The organism is Roseobacter sp. S87 (assembly GCF_055693285.1).
Map to the genome: position 1 here is coordinate 1,468,969 of NZ_JBVFTR010000004.1, position 21,456 is coordinate 1,490,424.

The 21,456-nt window shown below is 59.5% G+C and carries 30 protein-coding genes and 1 pseudogene; 25 read left to right on the top strand and 6 right to left on the bottom strand.

From position 1 onward, the window contains the following. Positions 1-91: 91 nt before the first annotated feature. Entirely contained in the window at positions 92-1,219 is a 1,128-nt protein-coding gene (gene tgt, locus ACZ1HA_RS08140; RefSeq protein WP_436399327.1) for a tRNA guanosine(34) transglycosylase Tgt, read from the bottom strand. Positions 1,220-1,374: 155 nt separating this feature from the next. On the opposite strand from tgt, the gene ACZ1HA_RS08145 reads away from it, so the two are divergent. The 4 genes and pseudogenes from ACZ1HA_RS08145 to rimK all read left to right on the top strand — a co-directional run bounded on the left by ACZ1HA_RS08145 (position 1,375) and on the right by rimK (position 4,672). Next, positions 1,375-2,271, top strand: a complete 897-nt coding sequence (locus ACZ1HA_RS08145; RefSeq protein WP_472713528.1) for an SPFH domain-containing protein — start codon at positions 1,375-1,377, stop codon at positions 2,269-2,271. Continuing rightward, positions 2,268-2,546 (top strand): NfeD family protein, encoded by a 279-nt coding sequence (locus tag ACZ1HA_RS08150; RefSeq protein WP_375227550.1) that lies wholly within the window; start codon positions 2,268-2,270, stop codon positions 2,544-2,546. The genes ACZ1HA_RS08145 and ACZ1HA_RS08150 overlap by 4 nt, the downstream gene beginning before the upstream one ends. Before the next feature lie 109 nt (positions 2,547-2,655). Then, the gene (locus tag ACZ1HA_RS08155; protein WP_436399326.1) at positions 2,656-3,186 is read left to right on the top strand and encodes a biliverdin-producing heme oxygenase; all 531 of its coding nucleotides are present in this window, start codon (positions 2,656-2,658) and stop codon (positions 3,184-3,186) included. A 105-nt stretch (positions 3,187-3,291) separates the two neighbouring features. After that, positions 3,292-4,672 (top strand): annotated as a pseudogene (gene rimK, locus ACZ1HA_RS08160) (30S ribosomal protein S6--L-glutamate ligase). A 39-nt stretch (positions 4,673-4,711) separates the two neighbouring features. Here the strand turns inward: rimK and ACZ1HA_RS08165 are convergent. From ACZ1HA_RS08165 to ACZ1HA_RS08185, 5 genes are all read right to left on the bottom strand, one after another. Further along, positions 4,712-4,972 carry a DUF465 domain-containing protein gene (locus tag ACZ1HA_RS08165; protein ID WP_472713529.1) on the bottom strand — a complete coding sequence of 87 codons (261 nt, stop codon included), beginning with the start codon at positions 4,970-4,972 and terminating at the stop codon, positions 4,712-4,714. Continuing rightward, on the bottom strand, positions 4,962-5,894 hold the full coding sequence (ppk2, locus tag ACZ1HA_RS08170) for a polyphosphate kinase 2 (RefSeq protein WP_472713530.1): 933 nt from the start codon (positions 5,892-5,894) through the stop codon (positions 4,962-4,964). Before ppk2 ends, ACZ1HA_RS08165 begins: the two co-directional genes overlap by 11 nt. A 104-nt stretch (positions 5,895-5,998) precedes the next feature. Beyond that, positions 5,999-6,199, bottom strand: a complete 201-nt coding sequence (locus ACZ1HA_RS08175; protein WP_375227546.1) for a hypothetical protein — start codon at positions 6,197-6,199, stop codon at positions 5,999-6,001. Positions 6,200-6,461: 262 nt separating this feature from the next. Further along, the gene (locus ACZ1HA_RS08180) at positions 6,462-7,607 is read right to left on the bottom strand and encodes a PAS domain-containing sensor histidine kinase (protein ID WP_472713531.1); all 1,146 of its coding nucleotides are present in this window, start codon (positions 7,605-7,607) and stop codon (positions 6,462-6,464) included. Positions 7,608-8,446: 839 nt separating this feature from the next. Then, entirely contained in the window at positions 8,447-9,610 is a 1,164-nt protein-coding gene (locus ACZ1HA_RS08185; protein ID WP_375227544.1) for a S24 family peptidase, read from the bottom strand. A 322-nt stretch (positions 9,611-9,932) separates the two neighbouring features. On the opposite strand from ACZ1HA_RS08185, the gene ACZ1HA_RS08190 reads away from it, so the two are divergent. From ACZ1HA_RS08190 to ACZ1HA_RS08290, 21 genes are all read left to right on the top strand, one after another. Next, the gene (locus ACZ1HA_RS08190; protein WP_436399324.1) at positions 9,933-10,220 is read left to right on the top strand and encodes a hypothetical protein; all 288 of its coding nucleotides are present in this window, start codon (positions 9,933-9,935) and stop codon (positions 10,218-10,220) included. Next, positions 10,205-10,501: a hypothetical protein gene (locus ACZ1HA_RS08195; protein ID WP_375227542.1), complete on the top strand. Its 297-nt coding sequence runs from the start codon at positions 10,205-10,207 to the stop codon at positions 10,499-10,501. Before ACZ1HA_RS08190 ends, ACZ1HA_RS08195 begins: the two co-directional genes overlap by 16 nt. 229 nt (positions 10,502-10,730) lie before the next feature. Beyond that, entirely contained in the window at positions 10,731-11,618 is an 888-nt protein-coding gene (locus ACZ1HA_RS08200; protein WP_375227541.1) for a ParB/RepB/Spo0J family partition protein, read from the top strand. Beyond that, positions 11,615-13,750 carry a transposase domain-containing protein gene (locus ACZ1HA_RS08205; RefSeq protein WP_436399323.1) on the top strand — a complete coding sequence of 712 codons (2,136 nt, stop codon included), beginning with the start codon at positions 11,615-11,617 and terminating at the stop codon, positions 13,748-13,750. The genes ACZ1HA_RS08200 and ACZ1HA_RS08205 overlap by 4 nt, the downstream gene beginning before the upstream one ends. Positions 13,751-13,815: 65 nt before the next feature. Further along, positions 13,816-14,568, top strand: a complete 753-nt coding sequence (locus ACZ1HA_RS08210; RefSeq protein ID WP_472713532.1) for an AAA family ATPase — start codon at positions 13,816-13,818, stop codon at positions 14,566-14,568. Then, entirely contained in the window at positions 14,555-15,109 is a 555-nt protein-coding gene (locus ACZ1HA_RS08215; RefSeq protein WP_436399321.1) for a hypothetical protein, read from the top strand. Before ACZ1HA_RS08210 ends, ACZ1HA_RS08215 begins: the two co-directional genes overlap by 14 nt. Next, complete coding sequence (locus tag ACZ1HA_RS08220; RefSeq protein ID WP_472713533.1) at positions 15,106-15,486, top strand: hypothetical protein; 381 nt, start codon at positions 15,106-15,108, stop codon at positions 15,484-15,486. Before ACZ1HA_RS08215 ends, ACZ1HA_RS08220 begins: the two co-directional genes overlap by 4 nt. 10 nt (positions 15,487-15,496) lie before the next feature. Next, positions 15,497-15,700 carry a hypothetical protein gene (locus tag ACZ1HA_RS08225; protein ID WP_375227535.1) on the top strand — a complete coding sequence of 68 codons (204 nt, stop codon included), beginning with the start codon at positions 15,497-15,499 and terminating at the stop codon, positions 15,698-15,700. Next, a complete protein-coding gene (locus ACZ1HA_RS08230; protein WP_375227534.1) occupies positions 15,697-15,903 on the top strand; it encodes a hypothetical protein in 207 nt (68 codons plus the stop codon). Before ACZ1HA_RS08225 ends, ACZ1HA_RS08230 begins: the two co-directional genes overlap by 4 nt. A gap of 1 nt (position 15,904) precedes the next feature. Further along, positions 15,905-16,453: a hypothetical protein gene (locus ACZ1HA_RS08235; RefSeq protein WP_375227533.1), complete on the top strand. Its 549-nt coding sequence runs from the start codon at positions 15,905-15,907 to the stop codon at positions 16,451-16,453. Beyond that, on the top strand, positions 16,443-17,096 hold the full coding sequence (locus tag ACZ1HA_RS08240; RefSeq protein WP_375227532.1) for a DUF3164 family protein: 654 nt from the start codon (positions 16,443-16,445) through the stop codon (positions 17,094-17,096). Before ACZ1HA_RS08235 ends, ACZ1HA_RS08240 begins: the two co-directional genes overlap by 11 nt. Positions 17,097-17,100: 4 nt before the next feature. Next, entirely contained in the window at positions 17,101-17,373 is a 273-nt protein-coding gene (locus ACZ1HA_RS08245; protein ID WP_375227531.1) for a hypothetical protein, read from the top strand. Beyond that, positions 17,373-17,795 (top strand): ASCH domain-containing protein, encoded by a 423-nt coding sequence (locus tag ACZ1HA_RS08250; RefSeq protein ID WP_375227530.1) that lies wholly within the window; start codon positions 17,373-17,375, stop codon positions 17,793-17,795. Before ACZ1HA_RS08245 ends, ACZ1HA_RS08250 begins: the two co-directional genes overlap by 1 nt. Further along, on the top strand, positions 17,792-18,151 hold the full coding sequence (locus ACZ1HA_RS08255; RefSeq protein ID WP_375227529.1) for a helix-turn-helix domain-containing protein: 360 nt from the start codon (positions 17,792-17,794) through the stop codon (positions 18,149-18,151). Before ACZ1HA_RS08250 ends, ACZ1HA_RS08255 begins: the two co-directional genes overlap by 4 nt. Further along, positions 18,148-18,600, top strand: a complete 453-nt coding sequence (locus ACZ1HA_RS08260; protein WP_375227528.1) for a gp16 family protein — start codon at positions 18,148-18,150, stop codon at positions 18,598-18,600. The genes ACZ1HA_RS08255 and ACZ1HA_RS08260 overlap by 4 nt, the downstream gene beginning before the upstream one ends. Beyond that, positions 18,597-18,851, top strand: coding sequence for a hypothetical protein (locus tag ACZ1HA_RS08265; protein ID WP_375227527.1), 255 nt, complete (start codon positions 18,597-18,599; stop codon positions 18,849-18,851). Before ACZ1HA_RS08260 ends, ACZ1HA_RS08265 begins: the two co-directional genes overlap by 4 nt. Then, positions 18,848-19,216, top strand: a complete 369-nt coding sequence (locus ACZ1HA_RS08270; RefSeq protein WP_375227526.1) for a helix-turn-helix domain-containing protein — start codon at positions 18,848-18,850, stop codon at positions 19,214-19,216. The genes ACZ1HA_RS08265 and ACZ1HA_RS08270 overlap by 4 nt, the downstream gene beginning before the upstream one ends. A gap of 103 nt (positions 19,217-19,319) precedes the next feature. Continuing rightward, positions 19,320-20,228 carry a glycoside hydrolase family protein gene (locus ACZ1HA_RS08275; RefSeq protein ID WP_375227525.1) on the top strand — a complete coding sequence of 303 codons (909 nt, stop codon included), beginning with the start codon at positions 19,320-19,322 and terminating at the stop codon, positions 20,226-20,228. Positions 20,229-20,231: 3 nt separating this feature from the next. After that, positions 20,232-20,543 carry a hypothetical protein gene (locus ACZ1HA_RS08280; protein ID WP_375227524.1) on the top strand — a complete coding sequence of 104 codons (312 nt, stop codon included), beginning with the start codon at positions 20,232-20,234 and terminating at the stop codon, positions 20,541-20,543. A gap of 1 nt (position 20,544) precedes the next feature. Then, the gene (locus tag ACZ1HA_RS08285; RefSeq protein WP_375227523.1) at positions 20,545-21,057 is read left to right on the top strand and encodes a hypothetical protein; all 513 of its coding nucleotides are present in this window, start codon (positions 20,545-20,547) and stop codon (positions 21,055-21,057) included. Then, positions 21,039-21,455: a hypothetical protein gene (locus ACZ1HA_RS08290; RefSeq protein WP_375227522.1), complete on the top strand. Its 417-nt coding sequence runs from the start codon at positions 21,039-21,041 to the stop codon at positions 21,453-21,455. Before ACZ1HA_RS08285 ends, ACZ1HA_RS08290 begins: the two co-directional genes overlap by 19 nt. Position 21,456 lies beyond the last annotated feature (1 nt).

Consider the following 21,456-nt stretch of genomic DNA (forward strand, 5'->3'; position numbering starts at 1 on the left):
GAGGCCATCTGAAGAAAATGACGTAGCAAAAGCTGGACGAACGCTACGCCTGCAGGGGTTAATCAACTGTTAAAAGCGGGGCGCGACATGCTCAGAGCGGATCGATATCACCCTGTGCACGGCCCGCATGGAAGGCTGACTGCCATTCGGCAAAGGTCCCCCCGGCTATCGCATCGCGCATGCCCGCCATCAGGTCCTGATAATAATGCAGGTTGTGCCAGGTGAGCAGCATGGACGAGATGATCTCCTGGCTGCGGAAGACGTGATGCAGGTAGGCGCGGCTGTAGTTTTTACAGGCCGGGCAGCCGCAATTCTCGTCCAGCGGGCGCGGGTCATCCTGATGCCGCGCATTTTTGATGTTCAGAACGCCATGCCGCGTGAACACCTGCCCCGTCCGTCCCGAGCGGCTGGGCAGCACGCAATCCATCATGTCGATCCCGCGGGCAACAGCCCCCACGATGTCGTCCGGCTTGCCGACGCCCATCAGATACCGTGGTTTGTCGGCAGGCAGCTGGTCCGGTGCATAATCAAGGCACCCAAACATGGCCTCCTGCCCCTCTCCAACGGCCAGCCCGCCTACGGCATAACCGTGAAATCCGATCTCCTGCAGGGCCTCAGCACTCTCAGCCCGCAGGTCCTCTTCCAGACCGCCCTGCTGAATACCAAAAAGCGCGTGCCCGGGCCGGTCGCCGAAAGCTTCTTTCGAGCGCGCAGCCCACCGCATCGACAGATGCATGCTCTCGCTGATGCGCGCCCGGTCGGCCGGCAGCGCCGGGCATTCGTCAAAACACATCACGATGTCCGAGCCCAGAAGGCGCTGAATTTCCATCGACCGTTCCGGCGTGATTTCGTGTTTCGATCCGTCGATATGGCTTTTGAAGGTCACACCGCGTTCCGTCAGTTTGCGCAGGCCGGCAAGGCTCATCACCTGAAAACCGCCACTGTCGGTCAGAATGGGCCGGTCCCAGTTCATAAACCGGTGCAATCCGCCCAGCCGGTCAATCCGTTCAGCCGTCGGGCGCAGCATCAGGTGATAGGTGTTGCCCAGCAGGATATCGGCACCGGTGGACCGCACAGACTCCGGCATCATCGCCTTGACCGTGGCTGCGGTGCCCACGGGCATAAAGGCGGGCGTGCGGATTTCGCCGCGCGGGGTGCTGATCACACCGGTCCGGGCTTTGCCGTCAACCGCCGTCCGGCTGAAACTGAAACCGCTCATCTGTCACTCTCCTGTCGATGCCCCTGCCCGGTATCCAAACCCGCGCCAAAGTGCAATCTCTGCGCCGCCGCACCGGTTTTTCCCCGCCCGGCTTTGCTTGCATTCTGCGCCGCAAAGCGCCACATCCTCTTCGGGGCAGACAAAAGGACGAATTCATGGACATCGAAACGGTCGTTATCGAACTTCTGTCAGGAAACATTGTGTTCCTGCTGCTGGCGGCGCTGCTGATTGCGGTGGTCGTCAAGGGCGTGAAAATCGTGCCTCAGTCCGAAAAATACGTCATCGAGCGGTTTGGTCGCCTGCGCTCCGTGCTTGGGCCCGGCATCAACCTGATTGTGCCCTTTATCGACCGCGTGGCGCATGAAATCTCAATCCTTGAACGTCAGTTGCCCAATGCCAGCCAGGATGCGATCACCAAGGACAACGTGCTGGTGCAGGTGGAAACCTCTGTCTTTTACCGTATCACGGAACCTGAGCGCACGGTGTACCGGATCCGTGATGTGGATGCAGCCATTGCCACCACGGTTGCCGGGATCGTGCGGGCAGAGATTGGCAAGATGGACCTCGATGATGTGCAGGCCAACCGCGCGCAGCTGATCTCCACCATCAAGGGTTCGGTGGAAGACGCCGTCGACGACTGGGGCATTGAGGTAACGCGCGCTGAAATACTCGATGTGAACCTGGATCAGGCCACGCGCGACGCCATGCTGCAACAGCTGAACGCGGAACGTGCCCGCCGCGCCCAGGTCACCGAAGCCGAAGGCTCCAAGCGCGCGGTAGAGCTTGCGGCAGATGCTGAGCTCTACGCCTCAGAACAGACTGCAAAGGCGCGCCGCATTCTGGCCGATGCCGAAGCCTATGCTACACAGGTCGTTGCCGCAGCTATCAATGAAAACGGTATCGAGGCTGCCCAGTATCAGATTGCGCTGAAACAGGTGGAATCGCTGAATGCTCTTGGCGCAGGAAACGGCAATCAGACGATTGTGGTACCAGCTCAGGCCCTTGAAGCCTTTGGCGATGCGTTCCGCCTGCTGAAAGGAAAAGGCGCATGATAGACGCATTTCTGGGCATCTGGTGGCTTTGGATCGCCGTGGCCATCGTTCTGGCCATCATCGAGGTCTTTGCGCCGGGGTTCATTTTCCTCGGGTTCGCTATCGGCGCGCTGATCACCGCCGGTCTCGTCGGGTTTGGCTACATTCCCTCGGCCTCGGTTCTGCTGGCCGTCTTCGCCGGTGTGTCGCTGTTGTCCTGGATCGGACTGCGCATTGCGTTCCGCAGCCAGTCCACCGGGGCAAAAGTGATCACGCGCGATATCAACGACGAATAAATTGATCCGGACACTGACGGTCGGGCACTGAGTTGACAATCGGGCCGGGAGCCGCTGATCTGCTGTGGGGCGCTTGCGCCACCAAAATCACCAGGATCACAACCGCCCCATGAACCACCAGAACGCCCATCGTGACGTGCTCAGAGAGGCAACACAGGCCGCGCATTCTGCTGCGGAAAATGTCTGGTTCGGTGAGGGACACTTTGCGTCTTTGCCGGACTACCGCGCCTGGCTGACACGCATGCTGGAGGTTCATGAAACACTCGGCCTGGCTGCTGCAACTGCGGTCTCGCCGGATTTGTTTCTGCCTCAGGAAACCGCCCGCTGCGTGGCTCTGAGGCGGGACCTGGACCTTGAACCTGTTGGCGCCGGGCCGGACCGCGCGATGCCGGACAGCCATGCCTGGGGTGTTCTCTATGCGCTCAACGGATCGGCCCTTGGCGCGTCGCATATCCACCGGGAAGTCAGCGGAACGCGCGACTGGCCCCTGCGCTATCTGGCGGAAATGCGCACCTATGCGACATCAGGCGGCGTCAAAGAGTTCTTCGACAGGCTGAACGCTGCCGGCCTCGACACAGCCAGGGCGCTGGACGGCGCCCTCGACGTTTTTGACCGCATAAGCGCGGCGAAAATCGCCTGAATTCCCTGAAAACCGGCGCTTTTGGGTGCGTCAGGCCATCCGGTTGAGGTCCCGCGCCGGGCCTGATACCCCGGTGGGAACTTTAAAAACGGGAGGCGAAACGGCATGAATAAGCTGACATTCGGATGGGAAGAATGGATATCCCTGCCCGACCTGGGGCTGCCCGCCATCAGGGCCAAAATCGATACCGGTGCACGGACCTCCGCGCTTCATGCGCATGATATTGAGGTTTTCGGGCCTGCAAAAACACCCAAAGTGCGTTTCAACGTGCATCCGATTGCCGGACGTAACGATGTCTCCATCACCTGCTCGGCACCATTGGTTGACCGACGCGAGGTGACCTCGTCCAATGGCGAGACGGAACAGCGGTTTGTGATTGCCTCGACGCTCAGCGTTGGCGGCCAGACCTGGCCCATCGAGATTACCCTGACCAACCGTCAGCAGATGACGTCCCGCATGCTGCTCGGGCGGCAGGCGCTCGGGGATCATATCTCGATCACGCCAACAGAAAAACATCTGCAGCCTGAACTGAGCTATGACGATTACCACACCGCAGCGCTGAAACAGCGCGCCCCCAAACGTGCGCTGCGCATCGCGGTACTGAGCCGCGAGGACAACTACTCGACCCGGCGGCTGGTCGAAGTGGGTGAGGCGCGCGGTCATACAGTTGAGGTCATCGACACCACCCGGTGCTACATGGCGATCAATTCCATGGCACCCGAGGTGCATTACGACGGCAAACGCCTGCCGCGATACGACGCGGTGATCCCGGAGAATCGGTGCGTCTGTGACAGCCTACGGTACCGCCGTGATCCGCCAGTTTGAGGCCATCGGGACCTATTGCGTGAATGGCAGCGCAGGTATCACAGCCAGCCGTGACAAGCTGCACGCGCACCAGATACTGGCCACCAAAAAGATCGGCATGCCCTCCACCGCCTTTGCGGCCTCGCCCAAGGACACGTCGAACCTGATGGGTCTGGTAGGTACGGCCCCGCTGATTGTGAAACTGCTGGAATCCACTCAGGGCAAGGGCGTGGTCCTGGCGGAAACCAAGAAGGCAGCCGAATCCGTGATCGACGCCTTCCGGGGTCTCAAGGCTAACTTTCTGGTGCAGGACTTTGTCAAAGAGGCCGCCGGCGAAGACATCCGCTGCCTGGTTGTCGCGGGCAAGGTCGTGGCGGCCATGAAACGCACCGGTGCCGAGGGCGATTTCCGGTCAAACCTGCACCGCGGCGGGACCGCAAAAGTCGTGCGGATCACAAAAGAAGAACGCGAGACCGCCGTGCGTGCGGCCCGGGCCTTCGGGCTTGGCAAAGCAGGTGTCGATCTGCTGCGATCAACGGCCGGACCCAAGGTGCTGGAAGTGAACTCCTCGCCCGGGTTTGAGGGCATCGAAAAAGCAACCGGCAAGGATATCGTCGGCAAACTCTACGATGAAATCGAACTTCAGGTGAAACCGCGCCCGGCCCGCAAACGCAGAAGCTGAACCACGCAGCCTGCCGTCATATCCGTTTTCGGACTTATGTCAGGACGCGTCTGACAATTCGTCATGCAACGTCGCAGCCAGCATAACGGCCATCTGCGCACGCAACCTCGCACGCCTGACACGAAGCTGGCTGATTTCCAGCGCCTGCAACTGAACAGAGCCGGACTCCGCGCGGCGTATTTCGTCGTTCACACGCACGTATGCCGCACGTAGCCTATGGTATTCTTCATTCTCCTCCTGCAGGGCCGCCACATGCGCAAGCCGCAGCTCCCTGTCTGTCAAAGGATGATCAGCGCTCACTCTTTTCTCCTGTTGCACGCCTGTTGCCCGGGTGCAGCGAGCTGGCGAGAATGTGATCTGCCGCATGCACCACCGTGTCCGCGCCACCGACGATCTCCGGATCCGGCGCACAGGCCACTTCGGGGTTTTTATCCGGGTAATCCAGCTGCGACAGGAAATGCCGCATGCAGTTGATCCTGGCCCGCTTCTTGTCGTCAGACCGGATCACCGTCCAGGGCGCATCGGCTGTGTTCGTGTAAAAGAACATCGCTTCCTTGGCCTCGGTGTAATCATCCCAGCGGTCAAGGCTGGCGCGGTCGATCGGTGACAGCTTCCACATCTTCAGCGGGTCGGTTTCGCGGGACCGGAACCGCGCACGCTGTTCGTCCCGCGTGACTGAAAACCAGTATTTGAAAAGACGGATGCCAGACCGCACGAGCATGCGTTCGAACTCGGGCGTCTGACGCATGAACTCCAGGTATTCTTCGGGTTTGCAGAACTCCATCACGCGTTCAACACCCGCGCGGTTGTACCAGGAGCGGTCATAGAGAACCATCTCACCGGAGGTCGGCAAGTGTTTGATATACCTTTGAAAAAACCACTGGCCGCGCTCTTCATCCGTTGGTTTGTTCAGAGCCACGACACGCGCCGCGCGCGGGTTCAGATGCTCCGTAAAACGTTTGATCGTACCGCCCTTGCCTGCAGCGTCGCGTCCCTCAAACAGCATTACATATTTCTGTCCGGTCTCCTGCACCCAGTGCTGCACCTTGAGCAGTTCAACCTGCAGGTCGGCTTTCGCCGCCTCATATTCTTTCCGGCCCAGGCGCGGGCGGGTGGGGTTTTTTCCGGCGACCGGCGCGATGGCAGGTTCCTGCGGACTGGTCTTTTCCCTGCCCGCGCGCGCATCTGGTTTGCCGGATTTGTCTTTCAATGCTTCGGCCATCTGGTACTCCCTCGTTTTCAGCCACAGTAAATCACCGGCGGCGCTGGCCTGCCTTGATCCTGATCAAAACTGAAATTGGTGACCGGGTCCGGAACGGACCGCTGTCATCCTGCGAGTTTTTCCTGCAGCAACCGCAGATCTGCTTTCGCCTGCCCGCTGAGCGGAACTTCGGACCGAACTGTCTCTGCGAGCAGTTCGAGCTGGGCGTCAAAAGCTGAAAGATTGTTTTCCTGTGCGAATTCCCGCAGTTCTTCGATTACTTCGATGATCCACTGGAAGTTTTCCTGGGTCTTTTCGGCAGTCACGTAGTTCTCGTTATGATTGTACTTCGTTTTCCTATTGTTTGGAAAAACTTGGTTAACAGAATCCTAACAAAACTCCGAAAACTCCCATTACGTTAAGTTAGCGAAGCAGGACGCCCTTCAATGTTGCACGACCCGCCGGTGCAACTGCTTGACATCGCGATGATTTGGAGCGGCATTCAGTGTTTTATTCCACCGGGTTACGCTGACCTCCCTGCCCCATCACCGCGGAAACGCTGGCGGAGGTGCCCGTGACTTCGGCATTTCACGCGCGGTACCCGGTGGAATAGGCTGACCTGTCGAACATGCAGTCGCGGCGGGCACCGTTCTGCTCTGTGTCGCTGATCTGAAGCTGAGCCATGCCGGGAAGGCTGAAAGACACTTCTGCCCCGGACCCCTCCTCCCGGTTCGCCACAGACAATGATCCGCCGCGCGCTGTAATCAGCCTGCGCACACCCAGCAGACCGTACCCGCTGTCGCAGCGCAGTTCACCGCTGTCGAGAAAGAGCAGCGCAGGGTCGCTGAAACCGGACCCGTTATCAGCGACGCTGACGTAGAAATAATCATCATCAGAGGCAAGAATGCGGATATCGAGCTGCAGCGGGACTGCGTCCGGACCTGAAGCGGGAGATTCGAAATACTTCATTGCGTTGTCCACGAGGTTACGCAGTATGATCTGGGTCGCGGTTTTGTCGCCGCGGACTGTCGCCTCCGAGCACACAACAACGCAGGACCCGGTCGGGTCGAGCAGCGCCAGGATATCCCGCACGAGGTCCCCGAACGAAAACTCAGAGATTTCCTCGACCCGGGACACAGCTTCGGCGTGGCTGAGAACATCACCGATCAGACGCGTCGCCTTCTTGCCGATGTCTTCCAGCAGGTTGATCAGATCCAGTTTACCGTCGCCCAGATCCTGAAAATCCTCGCGCAGCAGGTCGGCAATCTGCGCAACATTCCGCATGGGCGCGCGCAGATCATGTGCCGCAAGACTTACATAGGTCTCAAGTTCATTATTGATTGTGTCCAGTTCCGTGCGCATCTCGCGGAACACCTGATTGCCGGAGATATCCTTTGAACTGCCGACGATCTGAACCACTTCAGAGGTGCCATCAACGACCGGCCTCAGGGTGGTCTGAATCAATTTCTGACTGTCGCCAAAGGGCAGAAAAATTTCATAGGCCCTTGGTGTTTTGCTCCGCAGCACACCACAATGATGTTCAAAAGCGATCCGCCCCAGCCGGCCGGGATAAAGCTCCTTTGCCGTCAGGCCAATGACGTCTTCTTTGGGCCGCCCGAGTGCGGTGCAGGCAAAGTCATTGAATACCGTATATCTTGGCAAACCCTGCGCATCAGGTTCCAGTACAAAAACCGGATGCTCGACCAGGTCGAGAAGGTCCGCGTAACAATCCATTGAAACTCTCCATGCGCGCAGGTCTGAGCGTCACAAAGATTGTTAAACAAAGTCTTAAACTGTCAGGTTCACCAGACAGTTTCTGCCACCAACGAGGGATGCGGCCAGTTCACCCGATAAATGGGGCAAGGACATCTGTTCCGATCAGGCGGTTGTAGTAGGACACTAAGTATTGCAGTAACCGGAAGAGCCCCGAAAAAGCCGGAAGAAAGCGGACAGAGCCCTATAAAAAAAGCGCTTCGCGTGATGGTCGGGAAATTTTGGGCGTTTGCCCTGTGTCATTCAAAGCTGGCTTAAATGGGCCTTTAAGGCCAATAACCCGCATTATGTGACTTTTACCTTTGCAAACTCTGCACGCGGGAAAAAAGGCGTAAAAACAGGGATATGAATAAAACCTGACACAAAAAAACGCCAAAATCTGGCGCGTGAACTGGGAAATCGGCTTCCCAGTTTGTTTCTCACTTCCCAGAATGGGATTACACTCGCAAAAACAGTGAGTTGACGATTTTATGAAGTTTCGCCTACCCGTCCGAACCGGGAAACGGTTTTACCCCCTAACAGCCAAGCTAATGCAGTCTTTACGAGCACTCACAAACAAAGAAACAGGTGTTCTGAGTAAGCCGCCCCGGGACCAACAAGAAAGGAGGCATGCTCTGCTGTTTTGCCTACCCGCCCACATATTCGCTCCGCTTCAGCGGTTAGTCGCGGATCATCCGGATCAGGGGCAGTAAACACGGTAGATTGCCTAATCTTGACACTCGCTCCATTAAAGTCGGACACAACTGGCGGTGCCTCCGTGCACCCGATCAAAAATACCAAAAAAATCACTGAATACCGTTTCACTGTTTATCTCCTTGCAAACTTCGCCCTGACCAAACAACACGGCCAAAAATCTCGACTGCGCCTGCCCTTTCAGGCGGCAGAACAGAGGTTCTAGAGTCGCGTGTGTCCGCTCTTACTATGAGCGTTCCGTCTTCCAACTTCTCAAGTCGCCTGACAACTATAGCGCTTCCAAATGTCACAGCATACAGGGCGCCATCTTCAATGGCTGTTTCGCTTTTGTCGATCATCGCGATTGCGCTTTTGCCGAAAGTCGGCTCCATATCTTTATCGACTACGGGAAGCAGCGCCGCATCTTTCGGCGACAGAGAAATCGACTTCAACCACTGTTCATCAAAACCCAGTGTCAACGGTACCGCACCAGGCGGCGTTGGTATCAAGTCCTCGTGGAGCACTTCAACAGGAACGAGTCCGCTTTCAGGCGGCAGCTTGTTTGACCGCGGATCTGGAACCAATTCCGCCTCTACCGTCCCGGACCCAGGCTGACCTCTAAAAACGGCCACCACCGAATAGAGCTCCTGAACAAATTTCAGAAAGTGAGCATCGGCATAGTCATTTTGTGCGCTCTCCCGTGGGTTCTGCCAGCCGCGCAGTTCCACACGGTCTTTGTGGATATCGACAAGGCGCTTTATAACGGCCTTCCCATTCATGTCTTTCAAATAGACACGATCGCCGATCTCAACCTGCCTGCTTGGCGAGATCAGGCAATAATCACCGGACCTGATACCCTCAGCTTGCATGGATTTTCCGCTCGCCTGGACCCAGAACGCGCGTTCGTCGTCCAGCCAAGTTGGTAAAGGCAGCGTCTTAGCATTATCGGCGCTCGCAAACTTACCAACCATACTGCAAGCCGCCTGACCACGGAAAGGCGCGTTATTAGACGACCACAACAATTCGTTTTCGGGCAATCCAAACTTGAGCTCCAGCTTCAAAACCTTTGCCAGCGCCTGCAGCTTGTCAAACGAAGGCCATGCACCTCTTCGAATATTCTGGAAAGATCCGTTCCGAGCGCGGCCGAAAGCCCGCTTTTCTACTTCGACCTGCGTCAGACCTAGCTCTTTCCGACGGCTCTCGATCAGCTCGTATAACTCTGTCAAATTCATACTGTGTAAAAATACATAATAAATGGAATATGGATAGAAGCTTTTTCGCAATTTGGTCAAGTATGTATTTTTAGATTGACTATCTTATCTATTTTTACATACTTGCGACTATGGGTAGTAAAACATGCATTCCATTCGACTACAGGCACCTAATTGAACTGGTCGAGGCGCTAGAGGCCTACACCGGACGGTCGCAAATAACGATCGCCGGGTGGGCGGGCGTTCACAGCCGCTTCTTTTCCCGTCTTAAGCAGGGCTCAGGCTGCAGCGCTCATTCCTACGAACAAGTATTCCAATGGTTTTGCAAAAACTGGCCCAGCGACCTTGAGTGGCCTGAGAGCGTGCCGCAGCCAAAAGACGAACCCGCGCGACGGAGGGCTTCATGACCTTCCCCGCCGCCCCTTCAACCTCCGGGTCCCTGCCTCACTTCGGTGCACTGCCTGACCCGGACACCTGCGCAGGCGACACAGAATGGTCGCCTGCGCCCTTTGAAACGGACTGTGAAGATCATGAAATCATGATCTGTGACCCCCGCGAACGCAGGGGATTTCCCGCCACGCAGGGTCTGATCTGGGAAAACTGGTCGGAGTTCCTTGGTGATCTGGTTGGCACTCTCTGCATCTTTGCCATCCTGTTTGGCGGGCTCGCCGCCGCATGGGTGATACAATGAACGTGCGGTACCACGAATACGCCGAGGCGCTGCACAATTTTCGTAAAGTTGTGGAAACCTATGCCGACGCCAAACGGAACCTCGAAAGGACAGCGCAGCAGATCGCAGATATAGAAGGCGATCCTGACAACAATCTCAGAGATCGCCTTTCTCAAGCAGCAGGTATCAACGAGCGCGCCAAGTGCGAAGTCGCCGCCTACAGCCTGATACTATTGGCGTCCGGAGCCCTCGAGGGCAGCGCAGACCTCCTTATCGCCTCACTCGACGAGACGCGGCCATGAGACACGCGCGCCTGGACAAGAGCCCACGGCTTCAGCGCCTGCTGCAGGTGCTTGAGGAGGCGAACGGCCCCTGCAGTACCCGCACCCTCATGCGCAAAGCAAACATCTGTGCGGTGAATTCCGCCATAGCGGAGCTCCGGGAAAACGGGGCCGAGATTGAGTGCGAGCACGTCGTCCGGAAAGGGCGGCGCATCTTTCTTTACACATTGATTAAACGACCGGAGGCTTCATGACCCGCGAAGCAAGACTGCTGGAAACAGCCGAAATTCCAATCACCGACATCGATATTGACGACCGGCTGCGCCCGGTATCAGAGCTGGCCGTACAGAGCCTAGTCGCCTCGATCCGCGAGATCGGCCTTCAGGCCGAAATTCATGTCCGCAAAGTCCGCCACCAGGGCGGCCGGCTTAAACTCATCGCCGGTGGACATCGCGTGGCAGCGTTCAGGGCGCTCGGGCACGACACCATTCCTGCCAAAGTCTGGGACTGCACTGACGACTGGGCAACCATGGCCGAGATCGACGACAATCTGGCCCACGCCGACCTGAACCCGCTTGATCTGGCTGTGTTCCTCGCAGAGCGAAAAGCCGTCTATGAGCGGATGTATCCGGAGGCGAAAAACGGAGGAAATCGAGGCAACCAGCATGTCGGTGGTCGCCAGAACGACATCATGTCGTTCTGCCAAACTGTGGCCGAGAAGCGCGACATCACTGCCCGCCATGTCGAGAGGCTCGTTGCCGCCGGTCAGGGCCTGAACCGCGATCTGATCGCCCAGCTCCGCAAGGCCCCGAAACCCGTCACACTTGCTGATCTGCAGATGATCGCCAAATGCCCGCCTGACGACCGCCCGGTAATCTGCCGGGAGCTGTCTCTCGGCAAGGCAAAATCCGCAAAGGAAGTGCTGGACCGCCGGAACAAAGCGCCCGGTGCGGCCGCGAAGTCTCCGGACGCTGCCACCGAGAAACTGGATGACGCCTGGAACCGTTCATCCAAGGCTACACGCCTGCAGTTTGTGTCGAGGCACGTGGAGGAGCTGGAGCAGCTGCTGGCACAGGCCAGCCGCCCTGGTGGTCAGAGTGGCGACGTGGTTTCCTTCAAGGCGAGGACCCGCTCATGAGCCCGCGGTTGGAGCCCGAGCAAATCTGGTGGACAGCGGAAGATCTGGCAGTCTCCGGCCTGCCCGGGTTGCCTGGGACAAAGCGCGCTGTAAACGCGATGGCTGATCGTCTGGGCTGGCGCGCCACGCCGGGCAGCGCGCGCCGCAAGCCTGGTCGCGGCGGCGGATGGCAGTATCACTGGTCGCTGTTGCCTTCAGAGGCGCGTGCAAAGCTGCTGACAGAGGAGGCCAGCACTGCTGAGCCACTGCAGTCCGTTGCCGAAGTCTGGGCTGACTTTGATGCCCTACCCGACAAGGCGAAAACGCAGGCGCGGGACCGGCTGGAAACACTCCGGCTTGTTGAAAGTCTGCACCTGTCAGGATCCACCCAAGTCAATGCCGTCAGCGCAGTCGCGCAGCGGCAGAGCGTGTCTCCACGGACAATCTACAACTGGCTGGCGATGATTGAAGGCGTCGATGAAACAGACCGCCTCGCTTACCTCGCGCCGAAGACCGCAAAACGAGCGGTCAAACACCCCCCAAAGGCTGAAACCCGCGCCTTCATGGATCACCTGAAGAGCAACTATCTGCGCCTTGAACAACCCACGTTCCGGCAGTGCTACCGGGACGCGGTACGCGAGGCGCAGCGACAGGGGTGGTCTGTGCCGATCGAGCGCACGGCACGCCGGCGTCTGGAGGCGGATGTGCCGCGTGTAACGCGGGTCTTTGCACGTGAGGGCGAGAAGGGTCTGATGCGGTGTTTTCCGGCGCAGATCCGGGACCGGAGTGGTCTCACAGCCATGGAAGGCGTCAACGCGGACTGCCACAAGATCGATGTGTTTGTCCGCTGGCCTGACGGCACGGTGAACCGCCCTCAGATCGTGGCGTTCCAGGACATCTACAGCGGCAAGGTCCTGAGCTGGCGGGTTGATCACGATCCGAACAAAGTGATGGTGATGAGCGCCTTCGGTGAGCTCGTCGAGAACTGGGGGATCCCGCAGCACTGCCTTTTCGACAACGGCCACGAGTTTGCGAACAAGTGGATGACGGCCGGGGCGCCCACGCGCTTCCGTTTCAAGGTGCGTGATGACGACCCGCTCGGTGTTCTGCCCCTTATGGGCATAAAGATGCACTGGGCCACGCCTGCGCATGGTCAGGCCAAGCCGATCGAGCGGACCTTCCGCGATTTTGCCAGCGATATCGCCAAGGACCCGCGGTTTCACGGGGCCTATGTCGGCAACAAGCCGACGGCCAAGCCGGAAAACTATGGCAGCCGCGCCGTTCCCTCAGAGAAGTTTCTGCAGGTTGTCTCAGAGGGCATCATTGAGCACAACGCACGGCCCGGACGCCTGTCTCCGACCACGCTGGGCCGGTCCTTTGATGAGACCTTCGCGGAGAGCTACGCCACGGCCCGGATCCGGCGCGCGACCGACGAGCAGCGCCGGCTTTGGATGATGGGTCAGCACGTCGGCCTGCTCAACCGGGCGAATGGAAGCCTGAAGGCCTTTGGCAACGTCTATCACTCGGAGTGGATGTCGCAGTCAGCGGGCACGAAAGTTGTCGCGCGCTTTGATCCCGAAGACCTGCACAAAGGTCTGCATATTTACGCGACCGACGGCGGGTTCCTTGGCTTTGCCGAGTGCCAGCAGAAGGTCGGCTTCTTCGACATCACGGAGGCGGGTGAGACATCCCGCAGGCGGGCACGTATCCGCCGGGCGGAGCGCAGGCTTCTGGACGCGCACCGTCCGCACAGCGTGCAGGATCTGGCTGACCGCAAAGACGCAGCAGCTCCCGAGGCACCGGAACCGCTTGAGGCCAAGGTTGTCTCGCCGACGTTCGGCGCGCGTCAGGCCTCCGCCCGGACACACCATGCCTACGAGGCACCGGAAAACCCGGAACTTGATGCCGAACAGGATGCCCTGATCCTGAGCATGGAAGAACGGCTGCAGGAAAAGCGGCCCGATCAGGACAACGCCCTGCCGGATACCGCCGCGGACCGCTTCTGGTGGGCCCGCGCTGTGATCGAGAGGTCTGAAGCCGGTGAGCCGGTGGGATCCGAGGAAGCGCGCCTGCTGCGCGAGTATGTCCGCACGGCGGAATACCGAAGCGCACTGGGCATGTACGAGACGTTTGGTGAGGACGGGGTCGGGTAAGGCCCAAAAGAAAGCCGCCGCCCGTTTGCACCCGGACGACGGCGGAACCTTTGGATGGAGTATCTATGTCACAGATCATGAACCTGGGCAACAGAGTTAAGCCGCTGCGCAACGTCGCGGCGCTGAATGCCCTGATCGAGCGGGTCAACAACCGCGCCTTCGGTCTGCCCGGCATGGCGGTTTTTTACGGACCGCCCGGCTTTGGAAAAACCTTTGCGTGTATCCACGCCAAGGTGCAGCAGGACGCCATCCACATCTCGATCCAGAAACTCTGGACCGTCAAGACGCTGCTGAAAGAGACACTGCGCGAGTTGTCGATCGTCCCGGCAAAGACCCAGGCCGAGATGCTCAAACAGGTCAATCAGGGGCTCGCGATCGCAGACCGCCCCCTGATCATCGACGAAGCTGACTACGCCATCGAGCGCGGTATGATCGAGGTCATCCGGGACTTTCACGACGGCTCGGATGTGCCGGTCATCATGATCGGGATGGAAAAGTTTCCCCAGAAACTCCAGGCCTTTGAGCTGGTGGACAGCAGGGTGCTGTCATGGGTGGGCGCTGAGCCTTCCAATCTCCGGGATACCCGCCTGCTGGCCCAGAACTACGCGGACGGGCTCGAGATCGATGACACGATGCTGGAGCACATCATCAGCACCTGCGCCGGCAATGCCGGGCTGATCAGCAAGGATCTGGCCTATCTCGTCGAGACCTGCCGGACCGAAGGCGTGAGCAGCATCACACTGAAAGAATGGGGCAACCGCCCGTTGTTCCAGTCACGCGCACCTGCACCACGGAGGGGCCTCAATGAACACGTTTAAAGCCGATTTTGAGGCCGAGAAAAAAGTCATGATGGCCTACATGCAGCGGCACCCGATGTTCACCAATGCCGAAGTGCTCGATCAGGTCGGTGGACCCACAGTGCGCCGGAACCACTTCCTGCGCACCCTGCGCAAAGAAGGTCGAATGAAGCTGGTGACCCGCGAGGGTGGCACGCCATTCTACTCCCTGCTGAAGACCGAAGAACGCCTGAAGCGGGCCGCAAAGAAACGGCGTACGCCGGAAGGCGCGATCTGGAGCGCCATGCGCGCCATGGGCCGGTTTACCCAGGGCGAGATCGTCTCGTCGCTGGCAGCAACCAGTGAACCCGCAACCGAAGCCGATCTGCGCAAGTACTGCTCAGCCCTTCTGGATGCCGGGTACCTGAAGGTCCTGCAGAAGGCCCGGCCGATGTCCGGGCGCCCGGCCCGCTACATGCTGCTGCGGGATACAGGCCCCCTGCCCCCTGAGATCCGCCGCATGCAGGTTTTGGTCGACACGAACGAGGACCGGGTGGCCCATGTCCGGGGGGCGCGGCTGTGAGCGAGCGTTTACAGATCGCCCGCGCCGCACTGGGCACTGTCCCCGAATGGATCGAAGCGCTGGTTGCGGCATGTGACGCCGACGGTGCATCGCAGAGCATCGTGGCCGCCCGGATCGGCCGGTCACCCAGCGTGATCAGTTCACTCCTGCGCAATGACTATCGCGGCAACATGAAACGGCTTGAGGACCGGGTCCGCTCGGTCATCTGCGTTGAACAGGTCAAATGTCCGGCACTCGGCTGGATCACCTCAGTGGATTGCCTCAACTGGCGTGATGAAGCGGAAGAGCTCACCTCTGCCAGCCCGATCACTGTCCGGATGTTCAGAGCCTGTCGCCGCTGCGACCGTTTCCGGGAGGCGCAGTCCGATGGCGAATGAGCCGACCCGTATGACCCGCGAAGAAATGCTGCGCCTTGCCGGCAGTGGCGTGAACAAGGTGGACCTGCTGGGGCCGCGGGGCACCACGCTCTGCACCATGAACGAGATCGAGGCCATGGCGATGGTGATTGTGCTCAGCGGTGTCCTACCGGGCCGCCCCGACGATCCCGACCGGCAGGCACTTTACCCCCAGATCGAAAAGGACAAACGATGACCAGAACACCACAGGATGGCGCTTTCTACGCATCCGGAGCCTTTGTCTGCCGCCGACCGCATGTGAAGCAGGAAGGCACTCACGAGACGGTTCTGAACAATGCCTACACCGTGTGCGAGGTGGACAAGAGTGCCGGAAAGCGGGCTGAAACTGCCCAGCAGATCGCCAGCGCGCTGAATGCGCAAATGCGGTTGGGAGGCTGATATGACCGATCAGACACAAGCCTTCGCCGTCCTGATACAAAGGAGCTGGGACGGCCCGGGACACAGGCTGCGTCCGAAGCTCATTGAGATCGATCGGGTGCGAGCGAAAACGATCTTTGCCAAGTCGGGTTTCGGCGGCGGCATTCGCTATCTCAAAGCTCAGAACTGGTATCGCTTTTTTCGACCCGCCAGCTCGCGCAGGAATTTCTCGATCAAGTCTGCCAGGAGCTCGGCATACGATCAGCTGACATCGCCGAGGAAACTGCACGCATCCTGCGCCGCACGGCCGATGACCGTGTATTGGCCTTTATCAAAAAGGAACCCGGTGATGGCGAGCCTTGAGGACCTGATCCCCGGCGGCATCAAGCCCACCGATAAATGGCATGTCGGTCACGACGATGAGACCTGCTCCCGCTGCGGGGAAGTGCCGCCGGATACCGACGTCTGCCTACTTCTGTTTGCCGACCACCGCGATGCCCTTCTGCGCATCTGCCAGGGCTGCGAAGGCACCAGACCTGACCACATCGAGGAGAACTTCTATGACGACTGAATTCACGCCAGCTCCCGTTCCGACGGGACGGAGAACGATTGCCGGCAAGGAATACATGCACGATGCCAAAGGCGGCATGATCCCGGCCGACATGGTCAAACCACAGACCCAGCTAGAGGACGAGACCGTCCGCAAAATTCTGGGCTTCTGGATCGCCGCCAGTGGTCAGATCAGCCGCCTGAAGGCGCATGTTCTCGATGACATCATGGCCTTTGAAGGGATCCTTGCACAGGAATACGGCACCACCATCGGCGGGCGCAAAGGCAATAAGTCCCTGCTCTCTTTTGACGGCCTGATGAAGGTCGAGGTGCGGATCGCCGACTTTATCGACTTCGGGCCCGAGCTGCAGGTCGCAAAGGAACTGGTCGATCAGTGCCTGAATGAATGGGCCGAAGATGCCCGTCCCGAGATCCGCGCGGTGATCACCAACGCCTTCCACACGGACAAGGCCGGACAGGTGAACCGGGCGGAGATCATCCGCCTGATGCGTCTCGACATCGATGAGGAGCGCTGGAACCGCGCCATGGATGCGATCCGCGATGCACAGCGGGTTGTGGGCCAGAAATCCTATGTGCGCTGCTACCGGCGCGACAGCTTCGATGCGCCCTGGCGGGCCGTCTCCATCGACATGGCAAAGGCGTAAGATCATGGGAACCGTTCTTCAGGTATTTTTCAAACCACATGCGCGCCTTTCGGACAACTACACCTATCAGTTTGTTGAAACCGATCTGGAGGATCTTCAGGCAGCCTTCGAGGTCATTGCGGAGGACGAGCTGATCGTCGGAAAGATCCTCTACTCGCATCCCGGTGAGGCTAAAGGCGAGCGCATTATTCACCGCGAGGAGGTCGTCGGCTTCCGGGGTGGCGCCGTTGACCGGGTTGCCCTGCCGCACTGGAAATTCTTCCGGGTAGAAGCCTGATGGTTGCATACAGCTTCAAAAAGCGGTTCTCGCCCCGGATCGAGGATGGCACCAAGATCGGTACGATCCGGGGGGACCGCAAGCGCCACGCCCGTGTCGGCGAGGCCGTCCAGCTTTACCAAGGCATGCGCACCCGGTTCTGTCGCAAGATCATCCCCGATCCGATCTGTGTGGCGGTCAAACCGATCCGTCTGCACATTGAGACAGACCAGATGGCCTTCGTGGGCGCCGGTGTGTTTCCAGGCGTTGAAGCGGCCCTTGAACCTGCCTCTTTCAACACCTTCGCCCGGCAGGACGGGTTTGATGACATGGCAGACATGCATGCCTTCTGGCTGAAGGAGCATGGCACCGGCGTGTTCCGGGGTTTCTGGATCCTCTGGGCAGAGCTCTCTGATCAGGAACTGGGGGCTTTGGCGGCATGAAAGGGATCACCATTGACGACATCAAACAGGCTGTCAGTGAGCACTTCGACATCCCGATTTCGGAGTTGGAAGGCCCCGAACGTTTTGTCCATCAGGTGGAGGCCCGAGCGATCGCCTACGATCTTTGCCGGACACTGACCGATCTTTCCATGGCCGCTATCGGGCGGGAATTCGGCGATCGTGACCACAGCACAGTCGTCAACGGACTGGAGCGTTTTGACAACCGGCTGCCCCGGGAGAAACGGCTCAAGGCAAGAAGCATCAAGTATTCGCTGGTTAAGCTTGCGCGGTCCGATCAGTTCTGGGTCGGCCGCGCACCCTTCGTCTCCAGACGTGGCACGGTGGGTGTGTCATGAGCCGGTCGCTGCAAAAACTGATCCACGTCGGCTGTCGCGAGTTAGGTCTCAATCAAGACGACCGCCGCGCACTGCAGCTCGAGGTTTGCGGCAAGGAGAGCATGTCAGACATGTCCGAGGCCGAAATGACGGCCGTGCTTGAGCGTCTGAAGCATGACGGGTTCAAAGCATCCGGAAGCCGGCGCTCGCACCCGCAGGCCCCGCGGGCGGATCTGCGGCTGGTGCATGTGCTCTGGAAGAAGCTGGGGGACGCCGGAGCGCTCGACCGGCCCGGCCGTGCCGGCCTGAATGCTTTCGTCCGGTCCCGCTTCGGGGATCACTGGTCGTCGGTTCCGGCCGATATCGACATGCTGCGCGAAGCCGACAAGATCGACGAGGTCGTTCAGGCCCTGAAAGCATGGGGCAGACGTGCAAATATCGACTTCGACTTCGGCAGGGGCAGACGATGAAACCCGGCCGCGCACGTGTCACAGATCATGCCGTGATCCGGTATCTGGAGCGCGTGTACGGCGTGGATATCGAGACCCTGCGCAAACGGATCGCCCGGAACGCGGCCGGGGGCCGGGACAAAGCGCCCTGCACCCTCGTGGCGGAAGGCGTCCGGTATGTTCTGAGCAAAAATGGTTCTGTGATCTCAGTTCACGGTGGCGGCTCTAAGCTGAGCAACCGCGCCCGCCGCTGGAGAAAGCGGCGCCAGTGACAGATCTCCCGCCCCCTCCTGCGAACCTGAAATCCTATGTCGATATTCTCGGCACGGATATGGCCGTGGAGTTCCTGCTGACCTTCGGCGGGGCGGAGATGTATTTCCCGGACCGACCGGGTGACAACTCGGAGCTGGTGCGAACGGTGGGCGTGGAAAAGGCCAGGGCCATCTGTGCCGCTTCAGGCCGGATCAAGGGCCGCATACCGATCGGCAAACCGTGGATCGCACGGGTCCTGAACGCAAAAGGCTTGTCGAATGCGAAAATCGCGCGCAGACTGCATGTGTCTGACGTGACCGTCCGGAAATACCTATCGGGCGAGCAGCGCTCTCCGAACACGTCAGACCAACTCTCCCTGTTCTGATACATCCGCAACTGGTTGCGGATGTATCCGTGCTCAGGCTCGCCCCATTCTGACAGGGTAACGCGGGCGCGCCGGGCCCCGTGTCTTTTCCGGGGTCATTGCCATGAAAACCAGCGCCGAAGGTATTGCGTTTCTGGAACGCCATGAGGGTGTTGTCCTGAAGGCCTATCGGGATCCCGTCGGGATCTGGACCATCGGGGCGGGTCTGACCAAAGCCTCCGGCGTGATCAATCCGAAGGCAGGTATGAAGATCAGTAAGCGAGAGGCTTCTGATCTGCTGGGCAAGGCCCTGAACCGGAACTACGAGCCGGCCGTTGCCCGGACGATGCCCGGGGCAAAGCAGCACGAGTTCGACGCGGGCGTCAGCTTCCATTTCAACACCGGCGCCATCGGCCGTGCCTCCTGGGTAAAAGCGTGGAGTGCCCGTAACTGGCCGGAGGTGAAAAGACGGCTGGGTCTCTGGCGCAAAGCCAAGGGACGGGTTCTGCCCGGTCTGGTCAGACGCCGGGAAGAAGAGTTCGACGTGATGCGCGATGCCGACTATGGCACAGCGCCCGCCCGGTCACCTTCTGAAATGCTTGCCCGTATCGTCGTACCGATCGACGGGAGCGAAATGGCGGAGATCCGCGCAGGCCTTGCTGGCCTTGGTCTGGACGTCGGGCGGGATGCGCGGGGCGTCCGTGTCGGTGCTGTTGTGAAATTCCAGCGGGACCATGACCTTACCGTAGACGGCATCATCGGGATGGCCACTCTTTCAACCCTGCAGCGACGGCTGGATGCCCGAAAGAAGACGAAAGACACCGCTCTGACGTCAGCGACAGGTACCGCAGTGGGCGCTGGATCCGGAGCTGCAGACCTTGTTGATCCGTCCCTGAGCGCCGTCTTTGTCGCGCTTGTGCTGTTGAACGCGCTGTTGTTCGCCCTCTGGTACACCTGGAAATACCGGGACGTCCTTGCCGCGAAAATCCAGAACACCCTGCCTTCCCTTGCACGCAAACTGAGGAGCTTCTGACCTATGCGCAATCTGCATTTTTTAACCCTTCTGGCCCTTGCGGTCTTTCTGGTCCTTCCCGGGCCGGTGGCTGCGAATTGTCTGCACCTCGACATCCTGAAGGCAGGACTGCTTGAGGCGCGCGGGGAGGCTCCGGTTTTTGTCGGATCTGACGCCGCCGGTCGACAGATCGTCATCTTCGGGTCACCTGATGCCCGATCTCATACAGTCGCCGTTGTAGAGGACGAAACGGCCTGCATTCAGGGTCATGGCGGGAACTGGTGGTTTGAGTATCCGGATCCCTATCCGGAGCCCGCACCGGGCGAGGTTAACTGAGATGAGCTCCGCCCTGATCGGCCTTGCAGCGGAAATCGGCGCGCCGTTGGTCAGGCGTATCCTCTCTGACCGGATCGGCCCGGGCAACACCCGGCTCGCGGAGCAGGTTGCTGGCGCAGTCGCTGAGCGCGTCGGCGTAGATCCCGGCATGCTCGAAGAGTTCGCGGCAGACAATCCCGAGCTTGTTCAGGGCGCCATCGTCAGTGTTGAGGGCATTGCCCCTGAGATGGTCCAGCTCGCCATTGCAGAGGCAGAGACACGCGAGGCCCTGCTGCTGGCAGAGACGGCCAAGGGCGGCTGGCAGGCTGCCCGGAGACCGGCCGGCATGTATGTGATCGGCTTTCTCTGGCTCTGGAACGCAGTGCTGCTGCACGTCCTGAATGCGATCTTCAAAATCGCCCTGCCCCCGATGGAATGGGCTGTGCTCATTCAGGGCAGCGTAGCCTACATGGGCCTCTATATGGGCGGTCACACCGTCAAAGACGGTCTGAAGACATGGCGGGGCAAGGTCTGATGGAACAGAACGCCTACACGGTCGCCAGCCACCTGACGCTCATCGCCATTCTGGTATTGCTGGCAGTGCGGGTTCTGAGAGCGCCCTACGGAACACTGCTGGAGACCGCGATGGACCTTGGCTTCAAGGCAACCGTGGCGATCGGCTGTGTGGCACTGGTGCTGGAGCGGTCTTACTACGTGGCCGCCCGGTTCCTGATGTCCGACGGCTTTGATCTCTGGCAGATGCATCCGGCGCCCGAAGTGCTCTCGGTGATCGTGGCCCTCGGTCTCTATGCGGTGATGATCCCTGTCATTCTGGCCCGCGCCGCGGGCCCCAGAACAGCTGCTCTCAGGATCACTGTCGAACTCAGCTGTGCCGCCGGTTTCTGGGTAGCAATCGCATGGGTGCTTTACTGAC

Bases quoted from the DNA above. Each gene is read 5' to 3' on its own strand.
- ACZ1HA_RS08200 (WP_375227541.1), top strand. From the start codon at position 10,731: ATGACCCGCGAAGCAAGACTGCTGGAAACAGCCGAAATTCCAATCACC.
- tgt (WP_436399327.1), bottom strand. From the start codon at position 1,219: ATGAGCGGTTTCAGTTTCAGCCGGACGGCGGTTGACGGCAAAGCCCGG.
- ACZ1HA_RS08235 (WP_375227533.1), top strand. From the start codon at position 15,905: ATGACCGATCAGACACAAGCCTTCGCCGTCCTGATACAAAGGAGCTGG.
- ACZ1HA_RS08275 (WP_375227525.1), top strand. From the start codon at position 19,320: ATGAAAACCAGCGCCGAAGGTATTGCGTTTCTGGAACGCCATGAGGGT.
- ACZ1HA_RS08250 (WP_375227530.1), top strand. From the start codon at position 17,373: ATGGTTGCATACAGCTTCAAAAAGCGGTTCTCGCCCCGGATCGAGGAT.
- ACZ1HA_RS08145 (WP_472713528.1), top strand. From the start codon at position 1,375: ATGGACATCGAAACGGTCGTTATCGAACTTCTGTCAGGAAACATTGTG.
- ACZ1HA_RS08150 (WP_375227550.1), top strand. From the start codon at position 2,268: ATGATAGACGCATTTCTGGGCATCTGGTGGCTTTGGATCGCCGTGGCC.
- ACZ1HA_RS08195 (WP_375227542.1), top strand. From the start codon at position 10,205: ATGGGTGATACAATGAACGTGCGGTACCACGAATACGCCGAGGCGCTG.
- ACZ1HA_RS08205 (WP_436399323.1), top strand. From the start codon at position 11,615: ATGAGCCCGCGGTTGGAGCCCGAGCAAATCTGGTGGACAGCGGAAGAT.
- ACZ1HA_RS08285 (WP_375227523.1), top strand. From the start codon at position 20,545: ATGAGCTCCGCCCTGATCGGCCTTGCAGCGGAAATCGGCGCGCCGTTG.
- ACZ1HA_RS08215 (WP_436399321.1), top strand. From the start codon at position 14,555: ATGAACACGTTTAAAGCCGATTTTGAGGCCGAGAAAAAAGTCATGATG.
- ACZ1HA_RS08210 (WP_472713532.1), top strand. From the start codon at position 13,816: ATGTCACAGATCATGAACCTGGGCAACAGAGTTAAGCCGCTGCGCAAC.
- ACZ1HA_RS08260 (WP_375227528.1), top strand. From the start codon at position 18,148: ATGAGCCGGTCGCTGCAAAAACTGATCCACGTCGGCTGTCGCGAGTTA.
- ACZ1HA_RS08230 (WP_375227534.1), top strand. From the start codon at position 15,697: ATGACCAGAACACCACAGGATGGCGCTTTCTACGCATCCGGAGCCTTT.
- ACZ1HA_RS08155 (WP_436399326.1), top strand. From the start codon at position 2,656: ATGAACCACCAGAACGCCCATCGTGACGTGCTCAGAGAGGCAACACAG.
- ACZ1HA_RS08255 (WP_375227529.1), top strand. From the start codon at position 17,792: ATGAAAGGGATCACCATTGACGACATCAAACAGGCTGTCAGTGAGCAC.
- ACZ1HA_RS08225 (WP_375227535.1), top strand. From the start codon at position 15,497: ATGACCCGCGAAGAAATGCTGCGCCTTGCCGGCAGTGGCGTGAACAAG.
- ACZ1HA_RS08265 (WP_375227527.1), top strand. From the start codon at position 18,597: ATGAAACCCGGCCGCGCACGTGTCACAGATCATGCCGTGATCCGGTAT.
- ACZ1HA_RS08180 (WP_472713531.1), bottom strand. From the start codon at position 7,607: ATGGATTGTTACGCGGACCTTCTCGACCTGGTCGAGCATCCGGTTTTT.
- ACZ1HA_RS08280 (WP_375227524.1), top strand. From the start codon at position 20,232: ATGCGCAATCTGCATTTTTTAACCCTTCTGGCCCTTGCGGTCTTTCTG.
- ACZ1HA_RS08240 (WP_375227532.1), top strand. From the start codon at position 16,443: ATGACGACTGAATTCACGCCAGCTCCCGTTCCGACGGGACGGAGAACG.
- ACZ1HA_RS08290 (WP_375227522.1), top strand. From the start codon at position 21,039: ATGGCGGGGCAAGGTCTGATGGAACAGAACGCCTACACGGTCGCCAGC.
- ppk2 (WP_472713530.1), bottom strand. From the start codon at position 5,894: ATGGCCGAAGCATTGAAAGACAAATCCGGCAAACCAGATGCGCGCGCG.
- ACZ1HA_RS08190 (WP_436399324.1), top strand. From the start codon at position 9,933: ATGACCTTCCCCGCCGCCCCTTCAACCTCCGGGTCCCTGCCTCACTTC.
- ACZ1HA_RS08245 (WP_375227531.1), top strand. From the start codon at position 17,101: ATGGGAACCGTTCTTCAGGTATTTTTCAAACCACATGCGCGCCTTTCG.